General features: G+C 75.5%; 17 protein-coding genes. 7 read left to right on the top strand and 10 right to left on the bottom strand.

Annotated elements, in window-relative coordinates; translation table 11 throughout:
- The 4 genes from ACFYWQ_RS16045 to ACFYWQ_RS16030 all read left to right on the top strand — a co-directional run.
- A partial coding sequence (locus tag ACFYWQ_RS16045) for a BTAD domain-containing putative transcriptional regulator (protein ID WP_389516814.1) occupies nt 1-2,097 on the top strand: 2,097 nt, incomplete at its 5' end.
- Nucleotides 2,098-2,233: 136 nt separating this feature from the next.
- Complete coding sequence (locus ACFYWQ_RS16040) at nt 2,234-3,103, top strand: helix-turn-helix domain-containing protein (RefSeq protein WP_389516812.1); 870 nt, start codon at nt 2,234-2,236, stop codon at nt 3,101-3,103.
- A 527-nt stretch (nt 3,104-3,630) separates the two neighbouring features.
- The gene (locus ACFYWQ_RS16035) at nt 3,631-4,602 is read left to right on the top strand and encodes an alpha/beta hydrolase (protein ID WP_389516810.1); all 972 of its coding nucleotides are present in this window, start codon (nt 3,631-3,633) and stop codon (nt 4,600-4,602) included.
- A gap of 20 nt (nt 4,603-4,622) precedes the next feature.
- Complete coding sequence (locus tag ACFYWQ_RS16030; protein ID WP_389516808.1) at nt 4,623-5,342, top strand: alpha/beta fold hydrolase; 720 nt, start codon at nt 4,623-4,625, stop codon at nt 5,340-5,342.
- Between the two features lie 173 nt (nt 5,343-5,515).
- Here the strand turns inward: ACFYWQ_RS16030 and ACFYWQ_RS16025 are convergent, their stop codons facing one another.
- The 4 genes from ACFYWQ_RS16025 to ACFYWQ_RS16010 all read right to left on the bottom strand — a co-directional run bounded on the left by ACFYWQ_RS16025 (nt 5,516) and on the right by ACFYWQ_RS16010 (nt 9,459).
- Nucleotides 5,516-7,522 (bottom strand): flavin monoamine oxidase family protein, encoded by a 2,007-nt coding sequence (locus ACFYWQ_RS16025; protein ID WP_389516805.1) that lies wholly within the window; start codon nt 7,520-7,522, stop codon nt 5,516-5,518.
- A gap of 202 nt (nt 7,523-7,724) precedes the next feature.
- Nucleotides 7,725-8,450 (bottom strand): metallophosphoesterase, encoded by a 726-nt coding sequence (locus tag ACFYWQ_RS16020; RefSeq protein WP_389516803.1) that lies wholly within the window; start codon nt 8,448-8,450, stop codon nt 7,725-7,727.
- The gene (locus tag ACFYWQ_RS16015; RefSeq protein WP_389516800.1) at nt 8,447-8,770 is read right to left on the bottom strand and encodes a BON domain-containing protein; all 324 of its coding nucleotides are present in this window, start codon (nt 8,768-8,770) and stop codon (nt 8,447-8,449) included. The genes ACFYWQ_RS16020 and ACFYWQ_RS16015 overlap by 4 nt, the downstream gene beginning before the upstream one ends.
- Nucleotides 8,767-9,459, bottom strand: a complete 693-nt coding sequence (locus ACFYWQ_RS16010; RefSeq protein ID WP_389516797.1) for a nucleotidyltransferase domain-containing protein — start codon at nt 9,457-9,459, stop codon at nt 8,767-8,769. The genes ACFYWQ_RS16015 and ACFYWQ_RS16010 overlap by 4 nt, the downstream gene beginning before the upstream one ends.
- A gap of 175 nt (nt 9,460-9,634) precedes the next feature.
- Here ACFYWQ_RS16010 and ACFYWQ_RS16005 point away from each other — a divergent pair, with 175 nt between their 5' ends.
- Nucleotides 9,635-9,946 carry a hypothetical protein gene (locus ACFYWQ_RS16005; protein ID WP_389516795.1) on the top strand — a complete coding sequence of 104 codons (312 nt, stop codon included), beginning with the start codon at nt 9,635-9,637 and terminating at the stop codon, nt 9,944-9,946.
- Between the two features lie 408 nt (nt 9,947-10,354).
- Here the strand turns inward: ACFYWQ_RS16005 and hypE are convergent, their stop codons facing one another.
- From hypE to hypA, 6 genes are all read right to left on the bottom strand, one after another.
- Entirely contained in the window at nt 10,355-11,344 is a 990-nt protein-coding gene (gene hypE / locus ACFYWQ_RS16000; RefSeq protein WP_389517430.1) for a hydrogenase expression/formation protein HypE, read from the bottom strand.
- A 64-nt stretch (nt 11,345-11,408) separates the two neighbouring features.
- Nucleotides 11,409-12,512, bottom strand: coding sequence for a hydrogenase formation protein HypD (gene hypD, locus ACFYWQ_RS15995; RefSeq protein WP_389516793.1), 1,104 nt, complete (start codon nt 12,510-12,512; stop codon nt 11,409-11,411).
- Entirely contained in the window at nt 12,509-12,805 is a 297-nt protein-coding gene (locus tag ACFYWQ_RS15990) for a HypC/HybG/HupF family hydrogenase formation chaperone (RefSeq protein ID WP_389516791.1), read from the bottom strand. Before ACFYWQ_RS15990 ends, hypD begins: the two co-directional genes overlap by 4 nt.
- Nucleotides 12,805-15,267 carry a carbamoyltransferase HypF gene (hypF, locus tag ACFYWQ_RS15985; protein ID WP_389516789.1) on the bottom strand — a complete coding sequence of 821 codons (2,463 nt, stop codon included), beginning with the start codon at nt 15,265-15,267 and terminating at the stop codon, nt 12,805-12,807. Before hypF ends, ACFYWQ_RS15990 begins: the two co-directional genes overlap by 1 nt.
- The gene (gene hypB / locus ACFYWQ_RS15980) at nt 15,264-16,157 is read right to left on the bottom strand and encodes a hydrogenase nickel incorporation protein HypB (RefSeq protein WP_389516788.1); all 894 of its coding nucleotides are present in this window, start codon (nt 16,155-16,157) and stop codon (nt 15,264-15,266) included. The genes hypF and hypB overlap by 4 nt, the downstream gene beginning before the upstream one ends.
- Nucleotides 16,157-16,510 carry a hydrogenase maturation nickel metallochaperone HypA gene (hypA, locus tag ACFYWQ_RS15975; RefSeq protein ID WP_389516786.1) on the bottom strand — a complete coding sequence of 118 codons (354 nt, stop codon included), beginning with the start codon at nt 16,508-16,510 and terminating at the stop codon, nt 16,157-16,159. The genes hypB and hypA overlap by 1 nt, the downstream gene beginning before the upstream one ends.
- A 145-nt stretch (nt 16,511-16,655) precedes the next feature.
- Here hypA and ACFYWQ_RS15970 point away from each other — a divergent pair, with 145 nt between their 5' ends.
- Together ACFYWQ_RS15970 and ACFYWQ_RS15965 are read left to right on the top strand one after the other, a co-directional pair.
- Nucleotides 16,656-18,380, top strand: a complete 1,725-nt coding sequence (locus ACFYWQ_RS15970) for an enoyl-CoA hydratase-related protein (RefSeq protein WP_389516784.1) — start codon at nt 16,656-16,658, stop codon at nt 18,378-18,380.
- Nucleotides 18,381-18,430: 50 nt separating this feature from the next.
- On the top strand, nt 18,431-19,486 hold the full coding sequence (locus tag ACFYWQ_RS15965; RefSeq protein ID WP_389516782.1) for a hydrogenase expression protein HypE: 1,056 nt from the start codon (nt 18,431-18,433) through the stop codon (nt 19,484-19,486).
- Nucleotides 19,487-19,520: the final 34 nt, after the last annotated feature.

The following is a 19,520-nucleotide window of genomic DNA, read 5'->3' as shown; positions in this document are numbered from 1 at the left end:
CTGCCGGAACCCGCCGCCCGCCGCCCGCTGCCGGAACCCGCCGCCCGCCGCCCGCTGCCGGAACCCGCCGCCCGCCGCCCGCTGCCGGAACCCGCCGCCCGCCGCCCGCTGCCGGAACCCGCCACCCGCCGCCCGGCACCAGGGCCCACCGCGCCCCGGCCCCGCCCCCCGCCGCACGCGTTCCTAGGATGGCACCGGGTGCCGGGGACGGAAGGGGAAGGTCGGCGGGTGCGGTTCGAGGTGCTGGGGCCCGTGCGGGCGTGGCGGGACGGGTGTGAGCTCGACCTGGGGTTCCCCCAGCAGCGCGCCCTCCTCGCCCTGCTCCTGGCCCACACCGGCCGGCCCGTGCCGACGAGCGAGATCCTCGACGTGCTGTGGGCCGAACGCCCGCCCGCCAGCGCGCTGAACGTGGTGCGCCGGTACGCCGGTGCGCTGCGCCGGCTGCTGGAGCCGGAGCTGCCGCCCCGCGCCCCCGGCGGACGGCTGCGGCGGCATCCCGGCGGCTACCTCCTGGAGGCGGACCCGGACGAGGTCGACCTGCTGCGCTTCCGCGAACTGACCCGGCAGGGCAAGCGGGCCGCGGCCACCGGACGGCCCGAGACGGCGGCCGGGCGCTTCACCGAGGCGCTCGGCCAGTGGCGCGGCCCGGTGGCGATGGGCATCCCGGCGTCCGCGCGCGAACACGTCCAGTTCACCGCCGTCGAGCGCGAACTCCTGCACACGGCCGGGCTCGCGGCCGACGCCGCCCTGCTGTGCGGCCGCGCCGAGCACGTCCTGCCCGCCCTGCGCAGGGCCGCCGTACTCGACCCGCTCGACGAGGCGCTGCACGCCCGGCTGGTGCTGTCGCTGGCGGCCTGCGGCCTCCAGGCGGAGGCGCTGACGGCGTACGAGGACATCCGCAGGCGGCTGACGGCGGAACTCGGCATCGCGCCCGGCGCCGAACTGGCGGCGGCGCACACGCGGGTGCTGCGCCAGGAGGTGGGCAGGCTGCGGTCCGGGCCGGCCGTGGACGTGGGACGGGCGGTGCCCGTCCTGCGGCTCGGCACCGCCCCCGGGGCGCCGGCACCCGCCCCCGCCGCCCGCCCCGCCCACCTGCCCGCGGACCCCGTCGCCTTCGCCGGCCGCCGGGCCGAGCTGGAGTGGCTGACGGCCCACACGGGCCCGGCGGAGGACGGGGAAGGCACGTCGGCTGCCGTGCTGATCGGCGGGATGGCGGGCGTCGGCAAGACGGCGCTCGCCGTGCGCTGGGCGCGCCGCGCCGCCCACCGCTTCCCGGACGGCCTGCTCCACGTCGCGCTGGACGGGTTCACCCCGGGCCGGCCCGCCCTGCGGCCCGAGGAGGCGCTGCGCGGCATGCTCGCGGCGCTGGGCGTCCCCGCCCCGCTCCTGCCGGACGGCCTGGCCGCCCTGACCGGCCGGTACCGCACCCTGCTGGCCGGCCGGCGCGTCCTCGTGCTCCTCGACGACGCCGCCGGCACGGAGCAGCTGCGTCCGCTGCTGCCCGCGGCACCGGGCTGCCTGGCGCTGGTCACCAGCCGCCACGCCCTGCCCGGCCTGATCGCCTCGGGCGCCCGCCCGCTGCGCCTGGACCCCCTGCCCGCCGAGGACGCCCGCGAGGCGCTGGCGCTGCGCGTCGGCGCCGGCCGGCAGGCCGCCGAGACGCGCGCCGCCGACGAGATCGCCGCCCGCTGCGGCGGGCTGCCGCTGGCCCTGACCGCCGTCGCCGCGCACGCAGCCGCCCGCCCCGACGTGCCCCTCGCGGCCCTCGCCGCCGGACTCCGCGACCCCCGGCGCACCCTCGACACCCTCACCGCCCCCGGCCTCCTGTCCGACCCGCGCACCGCCTTCCTGGGCTCCTACCGGCGGCTCCCGCCGGACAGCGCCCGCCTGTTCCGCCTCCTGCCCCGCCACCCGGGCCCCGTCCTCACCCCCGCGGGCGCCGCGGCGCTCACCGGCCTCCCGCTGCGCCGCGCCCGCCTGCTGCTCGCCGAGCTCGCCGACGCCCACCTGGTCACCGAGCACGCACCGGGCCGCTACGGCCTGCACGACCTGCTGCGGCTGTTCGCGGCGGAGCGCGCCGAGAAGGAGGGCACCTAGGCCGCCCCCGCGCCTCCGATGAGGGCCGGAACAAGGCTCCGACCTGCGGGTCTCACCGCAATGTCACTCTTTTTGCACCCGGCCCTGCCTACGGTCCGGACGACGAGACCGACAGTCGCTCCGGAGGCAACGGCGGATGTCCATCACCAGCACCATCGGCCCGCGGGTCCGCCGGACGCCCCCGGGCGTCGAGATCGTGACCGGCGAGCGCGGCCCCGGCCCGCTGCCGGGGGAGCGCTCGCCGTACCCCGCGCACCGGCTGCGCGCCACCGAGGGCGGCGAGTACCTCTTCGTCGGCGTGCGGGGCGCCCCGGCACCCCCCGACCCCGGCCCGCTCACCCTGCCCCTCGCACCGGGCGACCTCTGCTTCTACGACGCCCGCCACCCGGCCGAACTCGACTTCCCCGAGCGGTTCCGGGCGACGGTGTTCCTGGTCCCCGGCGAACTGCTCGCCCTGACGCCCGCCGACGCGCGGCGGATCGCGCGGACGCCGGTCGCCCGGTCGTCCCGGCTCGGCACGCTGCTGTCGCCGCTGCTGTCCGACCTCGCCCGCACCGCCTCCGCGGCCCGGCCGCACGTCGGCGACATGCTCGCCTGGAACGCCGTGAACCTGCTCGCCACCCTGGCCGCGGAACAACTGGAGGCGCACGCGCCGCGCACACCGGACGGGCGGGCACCGGTGCTGGTCCGGATCCTGGAGTACGTCGAACTCCACCTGACCGAACCGGACCTGTCCCCGGAGACCATCGCCCGAGCCCACCACATCTCCGTGCGCTACCTGCACAGACTGTTCCAGGACGAGGGCACCACGGTCGGCCGCTGGATCCTGCGCCGCCGCCTGGAGGAGTGCCGGCGCGACCTGGTGCGCCACGGCCGGGGCGGCCGGACCATCGCGGCCGTGGCGGGCCGCTGGGGCTTCACCAGCGCCACCCACTTCAGCCGGGTCTTCCGCACCGCCTACGGCATGTCACCGCGCGAGTGGCGGGACGCCGCCGGGCGGGGCTGAGCCACCGCGCGGGGACGTGCCGTAGGCGGTGAAAAGCGGCACGTCACCGGCCCGCCGACCGGCACCGCCGCCCCGATGTGACATGCTCCCGCTGCTCCCGCTGCTCCCGCGATCGACGGACACGGCGTCGTCGGCGGCGCACACCGCTCCCGCGTCTCCCGGGTCGGCACCGGTTCCCGCCCCTCCGCGCCGACTGGCCGAACCGGCCCGACGGCACCAGGCTGTTACCCGGGCGCACCGCACGCCGGGCCCCACAGCGCACCGCATGTCCGGGCCCTGCGGAGGCACCGCACGTCGGAGCCCTACGGCGGCACCGCACGTCGGGCCCCACAGCGCACCGCACGCCGGGGCCTTACGGCGGCACCGCACGCCGGGGCCTACGGGGCACCGCACGTCGGGCCCGGCAGTGCACTGCCTTTCCGTGCGCTGTGAGGACAGTGCCGGTGCACACGCGGACCATCCGCGGCCGCCCGGCCGCCATACCGTGCCGGTGCAAGACAGCACACCGCCAACAGCAGGAGACACCCATGTCCGACGTCGTCGAACCGGTCCGACCGGTACTGGAGCCCGAGGCCGCCGCGTTCGCCGAGGCGACCGCCAACCCGCCGTACCTGTTCGACCTGCCGCCGGCGGAGGGGCGCAAGGCCGTCGACGAGGTCCAGTCCGGCGAGATCGACAAGCCGGCCGTCGACGAGGAGTGGATCACCGTCTCCGGCGGACCCACGGGCAGCGTCCGCGCCCGCATCGTCAAGCCCGCCGGCGCCACCGGCACCCTGCCGGTGATCGTCTACATCCACGGCGCCGGCTGGGTGTTCGGCAACGCCCACACCCACGACCGCCTCGTCCGCGAACTCGCCGTCGGCGCCTCGGCCGCCGTGGTCTTCCCCGAGTACGACCTCTCGCCCGAGGCCCGCTACCCGGTCGCCATCGAGCAGAACTTCGCGGTCGCGCGGTGGGTCGTCGAGGAGGGCGCGGAGAAGGGCCTGGACGCCTCCCGCCTCGCCGTCGCCGGCGACTCCGTCGGCGGCAACATGGCGGCCGCGCTGACCCTGATGGCCAAGGAGCGCGGCGGCATCCCGATCGTGCAGCAGGTCCTCTTCTACCCGGTCACCGACGCCGCCTTCGACACCGGCTCCTACCACCAGTTCGCCACCGGCTACTTCCTGCGTCGTGACGGCATGCAGTGGTTCTGGGACCAGTACACCACCGACGAGTCCGAGCGCGCCCAGATCACCGCCTCCCCGCTGCGCGCCACCACCGAGCAGCTCACCGGACTGCCCCCGGCGCTGGTCATCACCGCCGAGGCGGACGTCCTGCGCGACGAGGGCGAGGCCTACGCCAACAAGCTCCGCACGGCCGGCGTCCCCGTCACCGCCGTCCGCTACCAGGGCGTCATCCACGACTTCGTCATGCTCAACGCCCTGCGGTCCACGCACGGCGCCGAGGCCGCCATCAACCAGGCCGTCGCCACCCTGCGCGGCGCCCTCCACTCCGCCTGACCCGAGGGGCACGCACCACCATGACCACCACCACGCCCACCGTCCTCCTCGTCCACGGGGCGTTCGCCGACGCGGCCAGCTGGTCCGGCGTCGTCGCCGAGCTCCAGAGCCACGGCATCCCCGTGGTCGCCCCGGCCAACCCGCTGCGCGGACTCGCCTCCGACGCCGCCTACGTCGCCTCGGTCGCCGCGCAGATCGACGGCCCCGTCGTCCTCGTCGGCCACTCCTACGGCGGCGCCCTGATCACCGTCGCCGGTGTCACGGAGAACGTCGTCGGTCTCGTCTACGTCGCCGCCTACGCGCTGGAGGAGGGCGAGAGCCTGGGCGAGCTCCAGGGCCGCTTCCCGCTGTCGCCGCTGGTCAGCAACCTCAAGCAGTGGACGTACCCGGTGCCGGGCGGCGAGCCGGCCGTCGAGGTCACCATCACCGAGGACGCCTTCCCGTCGGTGTTCGCCGCCGACGTCCCGGCCGAGGTCACCAAGGTCCTCGCCGCGACCCAGCGCCCGCTCGCCGCCGCCGCGTTCGAGGAGACCGCCACCGCGGCCGCCTGGAGGACGAAGCCCTCCTGGGCGCTGATCGCCGGCGGGGACAACGCCATCAACCCCGAGGTCGAGCGCTTCGGCGCCAAGCGGGCCGGGGCGACCGTCGTCGAGATCGAGGGCGCCTCGCACGCCGTCGCCGTGTCCCGGCCCAAGGACGTCGCGGACCTCATCCGCGAGGCCGTCCGCGCGACCGGCTGACCGACGCCACCCCCCGACCGCCGCGCGGACGCACTCCCCTGTTTCGGCGTCCGCGCGGCTCCGGCGTCCCTGCTGCTGCCGGTCCCGCGCGGCTCCGGCGTCCCGCCGGTACCGGTCCCGGTCCCGTGCGGTTCCGGCGTTCCCGCCGGTACCGGCCCCCGCGCGGTGCGGGGTCAGGCCCGGTGCACCTCCAGCGCGGCCCGCACCGCCGACTCCAGCGCGCCCTCGATCCACGACGGCTTCACCGAGGTGTGGTCACCGGCGAAGTGCAGCGGCCCCTCGGGCGTGCGGATCGCCGCCAGGAGCTCCGTGTGCTGGCCGGGCAGCAGCACGGACGCCTCCCCGTAGGCGTACGGGTCGCGCAGCCAGCTCTGGGTGCGGCCGGCGCCCGTGTAGAAGACCTCGACGCGCCGGCCGTACACCTGCTGGAGACCGCGCAGGGCGTGCGGGTAGCGCGCGTCGTCGTCGAGGGAGTCCCAGCGGGAGGCGTCGTCGGCCCAGCTGTAGGAGGCCAGCACGACACCGCCCGCGCTGCCCTCGACCGGGTGCGACGGATTGATCATGAACCGGTTGGAGTTGTCGGACACCGAACCCCCGCCGACGATGTGCGCCGCCTCGGGCTCGTCGCGGGTCGCCCACCGGTTTGCGGCGTAGTGCACGCGCTGCGCCGGACTGATGTGGCCGCGCGGTACGGACGGGTGGGCGCCCAGCAGGCTCCCGTCGTCGGGCACCCGGCCCGCCCGGTAGTCGTCGTACAGCCCGGCGCGCACGGCGTCCAGTTCCCGCTTCCAGTCGGCCTCCGTGAACTCCCACCAGCGGCGGGCGAACTCCAGCAGCACCTTGGTCGCGCTGTCGTAGTGCAGCTCGGCCACGGCCCGCCGCTTCTTGTACGACATCAGCGGCCTGACCTGCACCTGACGCAGCCCGGAGAACGGCACCGTGACGATCGCGGCGTCCCCCGTGAACTGCTCGCGCACGACCTCGCCGTCGCGGCCCTCGGAGACGGTGTCGATCCATACGTGCGGGCCGTCCGCGCGCACGTGCGCGGTGCCGTCGGTGCCGCGCCCGTCCGGCGCCCAGTACTCGACGCGGGTCGCGCGCCGGTCCAGCCGCAGCACGTCGGAGACCTCCCGCAGCAACGCGTCCGGGAGCGTGGCCGTGCCGCCGACCAGCTCCCAGAACTCGGTGTCCGGGCTGATCAGCGAGGCGCTGATGAAGCTGTGGATGAAGGAGAGCGGCAGCCGCGAGGTGAGGTTCTCCAGGGTGCCGACGAGATCGATCGTCCGCTCGTCGAGACCGGCCGCCTCGGTCAGGAACCGGTACATCGACCAGTCCCCGTACCGCTGCACGACCCGGGCCCAGCCCTGGACGCGCTCCGGCATCGGCTTGTCGACGCGCTTGCCGTCGGCGCCGACGGTGCTGAACTCGTCGCGGACCGGGTCCAGGGCCGCGCGCAGGATGGCCGAGGAGGGGGTGTCCCAGTACTTCCGGGGCACCCCGAAGGACCGGTTGACCCTGCGGGGCGACGCGGCGTACGCGGAGCGGCGCACGCGGACGCCGTTGACGTGCAGCCAGGCGTTGTTGACCGGCTTGCCCTCGGCGTCCACGTCGATCAGGTGGAACCGGCGGCGCTCCACCCCGAGCCGGTCGGTCAGGGCCATCACCAGCGGGTGGCTGCCGGGGAGCCGCATGGCCCCCGCCTCCGCGTACTGAAGGGGGTCGGCGAACGCCCGCGGCGCCTGCTCGTGCCCGCCGGTGCGGAAGGTCTTGATCCGGCCGCCGACCCGGTTGCCGTTGGCCTCCACGAGGGTCACGCGGTGCCCGGCCCGCTTCAGCAGCCAGGCCGCCAGCAGCCCGGCCGGCCCCGCGCCCACCACGAGCACCTTCTTCGCGGTCCGCGTCCCGGCGCGCGGCAGACCGGAGTCGAGGATCTTGAGATAACCGGGGACCAGCGGCCGGTCCTGCTCGTCGACCACCAGCAGCGCCCGCGCGACGGCGAGGCAGGTGGCCCAGTCGGCCGTCGACCTCGGCGCGCTCGGGGCCTGCGGGGCCGGGGCGGCGGTCGCCGGGCTCGGGACCGCGGTCAGGGCGGCGGCACCGGCCGTACCGGCCGCGGCCGCGGCGGTGAACCGCCGGCGGGTGAGGGAAGGGGAGTCGTCAGAGGCACGGAGATCATCCATGCGCTCTGGATACGGGGGAGCGGCCGCCCGGCGGGGAGGTCCCGGGCGATCATCACCTGAACGTGTCAGCGCCCCGGCGTACGCACGGCGCGGCCCGTGCCCCGGGGACACGGGCCGCACAACCGGGCGCTCCCCACGCGACCGGGGAACGGCGCCGGAACGTCCGGGCGGCGCTCCCGGCGGAGGGGAGACCGCCCCGGTGTCAGTCGCCGTGCAGCTGGTACACGTTGAACGCCCGGCGGATGACCGGCTGGGCCACGTTCCTCACCCGCACCCCGCCCGCGGTCATCCCGTGCTCCGTGCCCGCGTGGGCGTGGCCGTGCACGGAGAGGTCGGCACCCGCCGTGTCGATCGCCTCGGCCAGCAGGTAGCTGCCGAGGAACGGGTAGATCTCCAGCGGCTCACCGGCGAGGGTGTCGGCGACGGGGGAGAAGTGGGTGAGCGCGATCCGCACGTCGCAGCCCTCCCGGTCCAGCTCCTCCAGCGCCGTGCGCAGGGCGTCCGCGCTGCGCCGGGTGGTGCGGACGAACTCCTTCATCAGCGGCTCGCCGAACTCCCCGGCGCTGCGCCCGACGAACCCGCCGCAGAACCCCTTCGTCCCGGCGATCCCGACGCGCGTCCCCTCGCACTCGACGACCGTCCCCTCGCCCTCCAGGACCGTCACGTCCGCGTCCCGGAGGATGTCGGTGACCTTCTCGGGCTGTTCGTCGTGGTGGTCGTGGTTGCCCAGCACCGCCACGACCGGCACCGGCAGCCCCTGCACCTCCCGCGCCACGACGCGCGCCTCCTCCGGCGTGCCGTGCCGGGTGAGGTCGCCGGCCAGCAGCAGCAGGTCGGCGCACTCGGGCAGGGTGTCGAAGGCGGGCCGCAGCAGGCCCTGGCTGTCCGGTCCCATGTGGATGTCCCCGACGGCGGCGACCCGGATCATGGCAGGTCCTCCGCGTGGTCCGGGGAGGCGGTCTCCGCCACCACGACATCGGTGTGCACGGCGAGCCCGGCCAGCTCCTCGCGGACGGTCCGCAGCAGTGTCTCCCGGCACTCCGAGGACGGCACCGTGCCGGTCACCACGACCGACCCGGCCCGCACCTCGGCGCGTACGCCCAGCTCGCCCAGTTCCTCCGCGGCGAGCCGGTCGCGCAGATGGGCGACACGGTATTCAGGGTTCTCGGGATTCCCAGGGTTCTGGGGATTCTCGGGGGCGGAGCCGGTGCCCCCGGCTCCGCCCGCGTGCTCCGCGAGGGGCCTCATCGCTGTTCCTCCTTCGGCCTCGGCGGGATGACCTCCAGCCGTTCCAGGAAGTAGAAGAACGCGTCGGGCATCGGATCGTCCCCGCACGCCCGGCGCACCCGGTCCCAGTCGACCCGCTCCCGCAGCGTCCGGGCGATCGGCAGCACCGCCCCGAAGTCGCAGTGGTGCTCGGAGAAGGCGGCCACCAGGCTGTGCACCAGGTCGGTCGGCGACAGCACCGGCATGAACACCGAGTCCACCGACAGCTCCTGGGCCCGCTCCAGCATCTCCGAGGTGACCGGCTGGTGCGCCAGCTCGAAGATCAGGTCGACCTGCTGGCCGAGGCAGCTCGCCTTCAGCAGCCAGTCCTCCGGCGGCGCGTGCACCGGCAGCCCGGCGTCCCGCAGCGTCTCGGCGACGTCCCCCGCGTCCTCGGGCCGGAAGCAGAAGTCGACGTCGTGCTGGAGGTTCTGGGTGCCGCCGTGGGCGTACACCGCGACGCTCCCCGCGAGGGCGAACCGGTGCCCCTTCCGCTTCAGGATCGCGCCGACCTGCTTCGCGGCCTGGAGGATCGCCTGGTTGCGGTCGAGGGGAAGGTCCTCGGCGAGCGGATCGCGCCGCGGGACGAGGCCGTGCTCCCCGGAGGCCAGACGCAGCTCCGCGACGCCGGCGTGCTGTTCGTGAGCGTGGTCGTCCGCGTGCTGCGTCATCTCTGCCCCCTCGTTCCTGTTCCTGGTCGGCCCCGCGGCCCGGCCCGCGTCCGGCGGACCGTCCGGCGAGGCCGTGACGGCGAGCTCATCGAGTACCCGGCCGCGCCCCGACGACACGGACCGCGACGACGGATCCGTACGTCTCCCGCTCCCGCATCGTGGGCACCCGGCCCGCATGAAGAGCGAGGACACGCACCGGCCGGCCCCCACCGGGGAACGCCGGACCGTCGACCGGCTCGTCGAGGCCTGGCTGGCGGAGACCGAACGGCACGACGCGGCGGCCGCCCGCGAGGCCCGCGCCGGCTGGGAGCGGGGCACCCTCCCGGACCGCTCCGCCCAGGACCTGGCCCATTGGGTGACCGCCCGCGTCACCGACACGGCCTTCAACGAGGACGAGGGCCCGTGGATCGGCGCTGCCGTCCGGATCACCCCGGCGGACAAGGAGACGGTCCACCGATGGCTGAAGGACCGCGGCCACCGGATCTGACACCCCGGCACCCGACCGGGACCGCGCCCCACCGACGCGGCCCTCCCCGGACCTGACGGCCACCGGACGGCCCGCCCCCTGAACCCCGACGGCCTGGCGCCCGATCCTCGACGGCCTGGCGCCCGGACCTCGACGGCCTGGCGCCCGATCCTCGACGGCCTGGCGCCCGGACCTCGACGGCCTGGCGCCCGATCCTCGACGGCCCGACGCCCGGACCTCGACGGCCTGGCGCCCGATCCTCGACGGCCCGGCCCCCGATCCTCGACGGCCCGCCGCCCGGACCTCGACGGCCCGCCCGGACGCAGACTGTCCGCCCGGACCCCGAGGGCCCGGCGCCCGGATGCCGACGGCCCGCCCGGACGCCGTACGGCCGGCACGAGCCGCCGCGCGCACGCGCACGCCGCCGCCTCAGCAGATGCGCGGCAGCTGCTCCCCCAGCGGCAGGTCCACGACGCGGGTGCCGCCGAGGCCGGTGCGGGCGACGACCATGCCGGGGTGTTCGGCCACGCAACGGCCGACGACGGCGGCGCCCGCGCCCTGCGGATGGGCGCGCATCGCGGCGAGGACGGCGTCGGCGTGCTCGGGCGGCACGAAGGCCACCAGCCGCCCCTCGTTGGCCACGTACAGCGGGTCGAGCCCCAGGAAGCCGCAGGCGGCGGCCACGGAGCCGGGCACGGGGACGGCGCTCTCGGTGAGCGAGACACCGGTGCCGGAGGCGGTGGCGATCTCGCACAGGGAGGTGGCGAGCCCGCCCCGGGTGGGGTCGCGCAGGACGTGGACGTCCGGTGTCACCGCCAGCATCGCGGCCACCAGCCCGCCCAGGGGAGCGGTGTCGCTGACCACGTCGGAGCCGAACTCCAGCCCCTCGCGCACGCTCAGCACCGCCACACCGTGCGCGCCGACCGGCCCGCTGACGATGATCACGTCCCCCGGTGCGGCGCGCTGCGGACGGATGTCGACGCCCGGCGGGATCAGCCCGATGCCGGAGGTGTTGAGGTACACGCCGTCGCCGTGGCCGGACTCGACGACCTTGGTGTCGCCCGTCGCCACCGTCACCCCGGCGGCGGAGGCGGCGGCTCCCACCGCCTGGGCGATCCGGCCGACCACGTCCAGGGCGACGCCCTCCTCCAGGATGAAGGCCGTCGACAGGTACGCCGCCCGGGCGCCGCTCATCGCCAGGTCGTTGACCGTGCCGTTCACGGCCAGGTCGCCGATGCTGCCGCCGGGGAAGAACAGCGGGCGCACGACGTAGGAGTCGGTGGAGAACGCCAGCCGCGCCCCGCCCAGTTCGACGGCGGCGGAGTCGGCGAGCGCGGCGAGCGTCTCGTTGCCGTACGCCGCGGCGAACAGGTGCCGCGTCAGCTCGCCGGAGAGCGCCCCGCCGCCGCCGTGGCCCATCACGACCACCGGGTGGTCGCGCAGGGGCGCGGGACAGGACCAGTTCGCCGGGTCCACGGTCGTCTCAGCCAACGGGGGCCACCTCCAGCCGCCGGTACAGGTAGTACGCGGCACAGGCCCCCTCGCTGGAGACCATCGTCGCGCCCAGCGGGGTGCGCGGGGTGCACGTCGTGCCGAAGGCCGGGCACTCGTGGGGCTTGATCAGGCCCTGGAGCACCTCGCCGCTGCGGCACTCGGGGGACTCGGCGGTCCGTACGTCGCCGACGTCGAAGCGGTGCTCGGCGTCGTACGCCCGGAACGCCTCCGACAGCCGCCAGCCGCTGTCCGGGATGGTCCCGATGCCGCGCCAGGAGCGGTCGGTGACCTCGAAGACCTCCTCGATCATGCGCAGCGCGGCCGGATTGCCGGCCTCGCGCACCGCGCGCGGGTAGGCGTTCTCCACCCGGTGCTCCCCGCGCTCCAGCTGGTGGACCGTACGGCGGACGCCCTCCAGGATGTCCAGCGGCTCGAAGCCGGTCACCACGATCGGGACGCGGTGGCGCGCGGCCAGTTCGGGGTACTCGGCGGTGCCCATCACGCTGCACACGTGACCGGCGGCGAGGAAGGCCTGCACCCGGCACCCGGGCGCCCGCATGATCGCCTCGACCGCGGGCGGCACCCGTACGTGGGACACCAGCAGGCTGAAGTTGCGGATGCCCTGCCGGCGGGCCTCGTGCACGGTCATCGCGTTGGCGGGGGCCGTGGTCTCGAAGCCGATGCCGAAGAACACGACCTCCTTGTCCGGCTCGCGGCGGGCGATGTCCAGGGCGTCCAGCGGCGAGTAGACCACCCGGACGTCGCCGCCCTCGCCCCGCACCCGGAACAGGTCGCGGCCGGTCCCCGGCACGCGCAGCATGTCGCCGAAGGAGCAGAAGACGACGTTCGGGCGGGACGCGATCTCCAGCGCCTTGTCGATCATCTCCAGCGGGGTCACGCACACCGGGCAGCCGGGGCCGTGGATCAGCTCCACCTCGTCGGGGAGGAGCTGGTCGATGCCGTGGCGGATGATGGAGTGGGTCTGCCCGCCGCAGACCTCCATCATCGCCCAGGGGCGGGTCACGGTGGCCCGGATCTCGGCCAGCAGCCGCCGGGCCAGCGCGGGGTCGTTGAACTCCTCGATGTACTTCACCGGACGTCCTCCTGCTCCGTGGCCGCCTCCGCCTCGGCGCGCGCCCAGGCGTCGCCGAACTCCTCCTCCAGCAGCCCGAGCTGCTCGAACAGGTCCAGCGAGGCGCGGGCCGACTCCTCGTCCAGCCGCTGGAGCGCGAAACCGACGTGGACGATGACGTACTCGCCCACCTCGGCGTCCGGGACGTAGGCCAGGCACACGTCCTTGACCACGCCGCCGAAATCGACCCGCGCCATGCGCGTGCCGTCCCGGTCCTCGATCCCGACCACCCGGCCGGGCACCGCCAGGCACATCAGCGTCCTCCTTGTCGTTGCGGAAGTTCTCGTCGCGGAAGTCCGTGGTGCGGAAGCTCGCGTTGCGGAAGTCCTCGTCGCGGACGTTCCGTGCGACGGCCGCGGGCCGCCACGACCAGCTGGCCGAGCGCGAGACCGCCGTCGCCCGGTGGCACCCGCCGGTGGCGCAGCACCGTGAAGCCGTCCGCGGCCAGCAGCGCGGCGCACTCGGCGTCGAGCAGCGCGTTGGCGAACACCCCGCCCGACAGCGCGGCCACCCCGGTCCCCGTCCGCCGGCGCGCGGACCGGCAGACCGCCAGGACCGCCCGGGCGACCGCCCGGTGGAAGCGGGCGGCGATCACCGGCACCGGCACCCCGCGCCGCAGGTCGGCCACGATCGCGGCCAGCGCGGGCCCGGGGTCCAGGCCCTCGGCGAAGGCGTACGCCCCGGTCGCCTCCGGCCAGGCGGGCAGCGCCGCCGACTCCAGCTCCAGCGCGGCCTGCGCCTCGTAGCGGGTCCGGTGGCAGACCCCGACGAGGGAGGAGACCGCGTCGAAGAGCCGGCCCATGCTGGAGGTCGGCACGCACGCCGTGCCGCGCTCCAACTGCTGTCGCAGCAGCCGCAGTTCACCCGGCTCGCAGGCGGCGACGCACGGCAGGTCCGCGTCCCAGGGCAGACCGGCGGCGCGCAGCCGGGCCAGCGCGGTGCGGCACGGGTTGGCCACCCCGGCGTCACCGCCGGGCAGCGGCGCGTACGGCAGATGCGCCAGCCGGCGGTAGCCGTCGTAGCCCGCGAGCAGCACCTCGCCGCCCCAGACCGCGCCGTCGTCGCCGTACCCGGTCCCGTCGAAGGCCACGCCGATGACGACGGCGTCGCCGTCCAGCCCGTGCTCCGCCATCAGGGAGGCGACGTGGGCGTGGTGGTGCTGCACCGGCCGCAGGGCGAGACCGGCGGCGTCCGCGGCACGCCGGGCCCACCGGGCCGAGTGGTACCCGGGATGCCGGTCCGCCGCCAGCAGCCCGTGGTCGATCCCGGTCAGCGCGCCCAGCCGCCGCGCCGCCCCCTCGAAGGCCCGTACGGTGGCCAGGTCGCCCATGTCGCCGATGTGCGGGGAGAACCAGGCCCGGTCCTGCGCGCCGAGGCACAGGGCGTTCTTGAGGTCGCCGCCCACCGCGAGGGCCGGGGCGACGGGGACGGGCAGCGCGACCGGCTCGGGGACGAGACCCCGTGACCGGCGCAGGACGACCGCGCCGCCGCCGTCCGCGCGGACGCGTACCACGGAGTCGTCGCAGGGCGCCTCGATGACCCGGTCGTGCCAGAGCCAGGCGTCGGCGAGGCCGGCGAGCCGCTCCCGCGCCTCGGTGTCGTCGGTGACGATCGGCTCCCCGGACCGGTTGCCGCTGGTCATCACCAGGACGCGGGGCCCCGGCGGATCACCCGGCAGACCGAACAGCAGTTGGTGCAGGGGGGTGTACGGCAGCATCACGCCGATGTAGGGGGCGCCCGGGCAGACCGACTCGGCCGGTCCCGCGGTGCCCGCCGCCCGGCGCAGCAGGACGATCGGCCGCCGCCGGCCCGTCAGGACGGCGCGTTCCTCGGGTCCGATGCGCGCCAGCCGCTCGGCGTCCGCCAGGTCGGCGCACATGACGGCGAACGGCTTGCCGCCGCGCCGCTTGCGGGTGCGCAGCGCGGTGACGGCCCGCTCGTCGCGGGCGTCGCACGCCAGGTGGTACCCGCCGAGCCCCTTGACGGCCAGCACGGCGCCCCGCGCCAGGAGCCGGCGCGCCTCCGCCAGGGCCGCCTCGCCCTCCCGGGGCCGCCCGCCGGGCAGGGTGAGCCGCAGCCGGGGACCGCAGGCGTGGCACGCCACCGGCTGGGCGTGGAAGCGGCGGTCGGCCGGGTCCGCGTACTCGGTGGCGCACTCCCGGCACAGCGGGAACACCGCCATGGTGGTGGTCGCCCGGTCGTAGGGCAGCCCGGTGGTGATGGTGAAGCGGGGGCCGCAGTGCGTGCACGTGATGAAGGGGTGCCGGTGGCGGCGGTCCGCCGGGTCGGCCAGTTCCCGCAGGCAGTCGTCGCAGGGCGCGGTGTCCGGCGGGACGAGCGTCCGGCCCGTGCTCCCGCCGGCGCCGCCGCCGGCGCCGTCCTCGTCCCCGTCCTCGGAGGGGTGGATGACGAAACCGGGCGTACCGAGCGCCGGGACCGTCTCGTGGACCACCTCCCGGACGTCCGCCAGGGGCGGTGGCCGTTCGGCCAGGGCCCGGCAGAACTGGGCCACGGCCTCCGGGGCGCCCTCGACCTCGGCGACCACGCCCGCCGCGCCGTTGCGCACATGACCGGCGAGGTCCAGCTCCGCCGCCAGACGGTGCACGAAGGGCCGGAACCCCACGCCCTGCACGGTGCCCCGCACGACGACCCGTCGCCGTTCCGCGGACGGGCCGGCGGCGCCCCCGGCGCCCCCGGCGGTGGCCGTGGAGGTCACGCGGGGGTGGCCCGGGAGGCGTGCCCGTGCCCGTGGTCGCGTCCGGCGCCGTGGTCGTGCCCGTGGTCGTGCCCGTGCCCGTCGTCGTACGCGTGAGCGTGAGCGCGCGCGTGGTCGTGGTGGTGTCCGTCGGAGTCGTCCGGCCCGTGGTGGTGTCCGTCGGAGTCCTCCGGCCCGTGGTCGTGCGCGTGCCGGCGGAGGTGGTCCGCCGCGAGGAGCGGGGCGTGCGGCGCCCCTCCGTCGGCCACGACGAGGATCCGGTCGAGCAGGATGTCGACGCCCTGCCCGGTCCGGGCCGAGGTGGGCAGGATCTCCACCCCGGGATTGACGCGCTCCACGGCCGCCCTGAAGGCGGCGTCGTCGAAGCCGACGGGTTCGGCGAGGTCCGTCTTCGTCAGCACCACCAGCTGGGCCGCGCCGAAGGCGGTCGGGTACTTCAGCGGCTTGTCCTCGCCCTCCGTCACCGACATCAGCGTCACGCGCAGGGTCTCGCCCAGGTCGTAGGAGGCGGGACAGACCAGGTTCCCGACGTTCTCCACGAACAGCAGACGCGTCGCGGGCGGGAGCCAGCCGTCGATCAGGCCGCGCACCTGCGCCGCCTCCAGGTGGCACAGGCCGCCGGTCAGCACCTGCTTCACCGGCGCCCCGGAGCGCGCCAGCCGGCGGGCGTCGTTCTCGGTGGCCAGGTCGGCGGTGAGGGCGGCGACGGTCACACCCCGTTCGCGGGCCCGGCGCAGCGCCAGTTCGAGCAGCGCGGTCTTGCCGCTGCCGGGGCTGGAGAGCAGGTTGACGGCCGTCACCCGCCGTCTCGCCAGGTCGGCGCGGAGCTCGGCCGCCAGACCGTCGTTCTTCGCCAGTACGGCCGTCCGTACGTCGACGCTGCGGCACATCACGGGTTCCCTGCCATTCGTACCTCCGCCAGTTCCAGTTCCCGCCCGGTCAGCAGTTCGGCCGCGGCGGTGTCGCAGTGCGGGCACCACAGCGCGGGGGGCGATCCGACCGCGAACCGCGCCTCGCAGCCGCCGCACCGGGCCCGCGCGGGCACCTCCTCGATGACCAGCTCCGCGCCGGCCAGCGCCGTGCCCTCGGCGACCAGCGAGAAGGAGAAGCGCAGGGCGTCCGGGACGACCCCCGCCAGCTCGCCGATGCGCAGCGTCACGCCCGTCACCGCGGCCGCCCCGTGGTCGCGGGCCACGCCCTCGGCGTTCTCCACCACCGCGGCGGCGATCGACAGCTCGTGCATGCCCCGCACGGTAGGCACGGCCGGGGCCCCGCCCGGTCACGCGGAGACGGACGGGGGGTGTTTTCCCCCGGGCGGCGCAAGCCCGCCCGGCCCGGGGCGTGCCTACCGCGCCGGGCGCGGGTCGTCGGGGGAGCATCGCCGGGTGATGCGGATTCTGCTGCTTGCGAGCGCGTTCAACAGCCTCACCCAGCGGGTCTTCGTGGAGCTGCGCGACCGCGGGCACCCCGTCGCCGTGGAGCTGGCCCTCGGGGACGACGAGCGACTCACCGCCGCCGTGCGCCGTCACGCGCCCGACCTGGTGATCGCCCCCATGCTGACGACCGCCGTGCCGGAGGCGGTCTGGTCGGCGTACTGCTGCCTGATCGTCCATCCGGGGCCGCCCGGCGACCGGGGCCCGTCGTCCCTCGACCGGGCGGTGCAGGAGGGCCGCGGCCGCTGGGGCGTGACGGTCCTTCAGGCGGTGGCCGAGATGGACGCGGGACCGGTGTGGGCGTCGGCCGGCTTCGGCGTGCCGCCGGACGTCGGCAAGAGCGACCTGTACCGGGGCGAACTGGCCGACGCCGCCCTGAGGGCGGTCCTGCTCGCCGTCGAACGCTTCGCCTCCGGCACGTACGCCCCGCTCACGCCGCCCGAGCACACCTGGCAGCCGTACCTGCGCCAGGAGGAGCGCCGGATCGACTGGCACCACGACCCCACGGACACGGTGCTGCGCAAGCTCCGTGCCGCCGACTCGCAGCCCGGTGTGCTGGACGCCTTCCTGGGCGGTGAGTGGTACCTGCACGGCGGCCTGCCCGAGTACCGCCTCACCGGCCCGCCGGGCGAGCTCCTGGCCACCCGCCACGGGGCGATCTGCCGGGCGACGACGGACGGCGCGGTCTGGATCCCGGAGCTGCGCCCCCGCCGACGCCCCGGGGAACCGGCGACGTTCAAACTGCCGGCGACCACGGCCCTGGGCACCGCGCTGCCGACAGCGCCCCGACAGGGGCGCGGGGAACTGCCCGAGCAACCCCCCACGGCGGACAGCCGGAACCCGACAGGCGGGAGCTACGAGGACATCACCTACGAGGAACACGGCACCGTCGGCCACCTCCGCTTCCGCTTCCCCGGCGGAGCCATGAGCACCGGTCAGTGCCGCCGTCTCCTCGACGCCTACCGCCACGCCCGCACCCGCCCCACCGACGTCGTCGTCCTCGGCGGGACCCGGGACTTCTTCTCCAACGGCATCCACCTGAACGTCATCGAGGCCGCCCCCGACCCCGCCGCCGAGTCGCTGGCCAACATCGAGGCCATCGACGACCTGGTCGAGGAGATCCTCACCACCACCGACCGCCTGGTGATCGCCGCCCTGCCCGGCAACGCGGCCGCCGGCGGCGCCATGCTCGCCCTCGCCGCCGACGAGGTGTGGTGCCGCGAGGGCGCCGTCCTCAACCCGCACTACCGCCTGATGGGCCTGTACGGATCCGAGTACTGGACCTACACGCTGCCCCGCCGGGTCGGTCCGGCGGCCGCCGAGCGGCTCACCCGGGACGCCCTGCCGGTCGGCGCCCACGCGGCCCGCACCCTCGGGCTGGTCGACCGGGTCCTGGGGTGCGGGCCGGGGGACTTCACGGCGGAGGTCACCCGGATGGCCGACCGGCTGGCCCGTTCCGCCGGGCTGTCCACCCGGCTGGGCGTGAAGAAGGCCGCGCGGGAGCGCGACGAGGGCGTCCGCCCGCTGCGCGCCCACCGCGCCGCCGAGCTGGAACGCATGCGCGCCGTCTTCGACGACCCCGCCGCGCCCTACCACGCCCTGCGCTCCGCCTTCGTACGCAAGCGGCGGCCGGACGGGACGCCGGAGCACCTCCTAATGGACTTTTCGAATGGTGGCTGATTGTCCGGTATGTCAGCCTGCTGCGGGGGACGCCGCCAGGAAGGGATCCCATGAGCACCGACACCGAGGCCCCCGCGGCCGTGGAAGAGGTCCACATCCTGTGGACCTCCGAGGGAATGAGCTGTGACGGTGACACCGTCTCGGTCACGGCCGCCTCGCTGCCCAGCCTCGAGGACGTGGTCCTCGGCGCCATCCCCGGACTGCCCAAGGTCCACCTGCACAACAAGGTCCTCGCCTACGAGACCGCCGACGACTTCACCCGCCCCTTCCACCAGGCGGCCGACGGCACCCTGGGCGCCCCGTACGTCCTCGTCGTCGAGGGCTCCGTCCCCAACGAGCGCATCAACGGCGACGGTTACTGGACCTCGATGGGCAACGACCCGCGCACGGGCGAGCCCATCACCTTCAACACCTGGATCGACCGGCTCGCCCCAGGAGCCTTCGCCGTCGTCGCGGTCGGCACCTGCGCCACGTACGGCGGCATCCACGCCATGGCGGGCAACCCCACCGGCTGCATGGGCCTCGCCGACTACCTCGGCTGGGACTTCCGCTCGGCCGGCGGGCTGCCGATCGTCAACGTGCCCGGCTGCCCGGTCCAGCCCGACAACTTCATGGAGACCGTGACCTGGCTGCTCTACCAGGCCGCCGGCATGGCCCCGCCCATCCCGCTCGACGAACAGCTCCGGCCCACCTGGCTGTTCGGCAAGACCGTGCACGAGGGCTGCGACCGCGCCGCCTACTACGAGCAGGGCGACTTCGCCAAGGACTACAACTCGCCCAAGTGCCAGGTGAAGATCGGCTGCTGGGGCCCCGTGGTCAACTGCAACGTCACCAAGCGCGGCTGGATGGACGGCATCGGCGGCTGCCCCAACGTCGGCGGCATCTGCATCGGCTGCACGATGCCCGGCTTCCCCGACAAGTTCATGCCGTTCATGGACGAACCGCCCGGCGGCAGCGTCTCCTCCGGCGTGCTCTCCTCCACCTACGGCCCGCTGGTGCGCACGCTGCGCGCCATCACCAACCGCTCGGTCAACAAGGAGCCCAAGTGGCGCCACAACCGCGGCGAGCTGACCTCCGGCTTCGCGCCGCGCTGGCCCGGCAAGTGACCCCTCACCTCCCGCACCGCCTCGTGTGAAAGGA

It is taken from the genome of Streptomyces sp. NPDC003247 (assembly GCF_042888135.1).
Taxonomy (GTDB): Bacteria; Actinomycetota; Actinomycetes; order Streptomycetales; family Streptomycetaceae; genus Streptomyces.
This window is presented reverse-complemented; position numbering and strand designations above follow the sequence as displayed.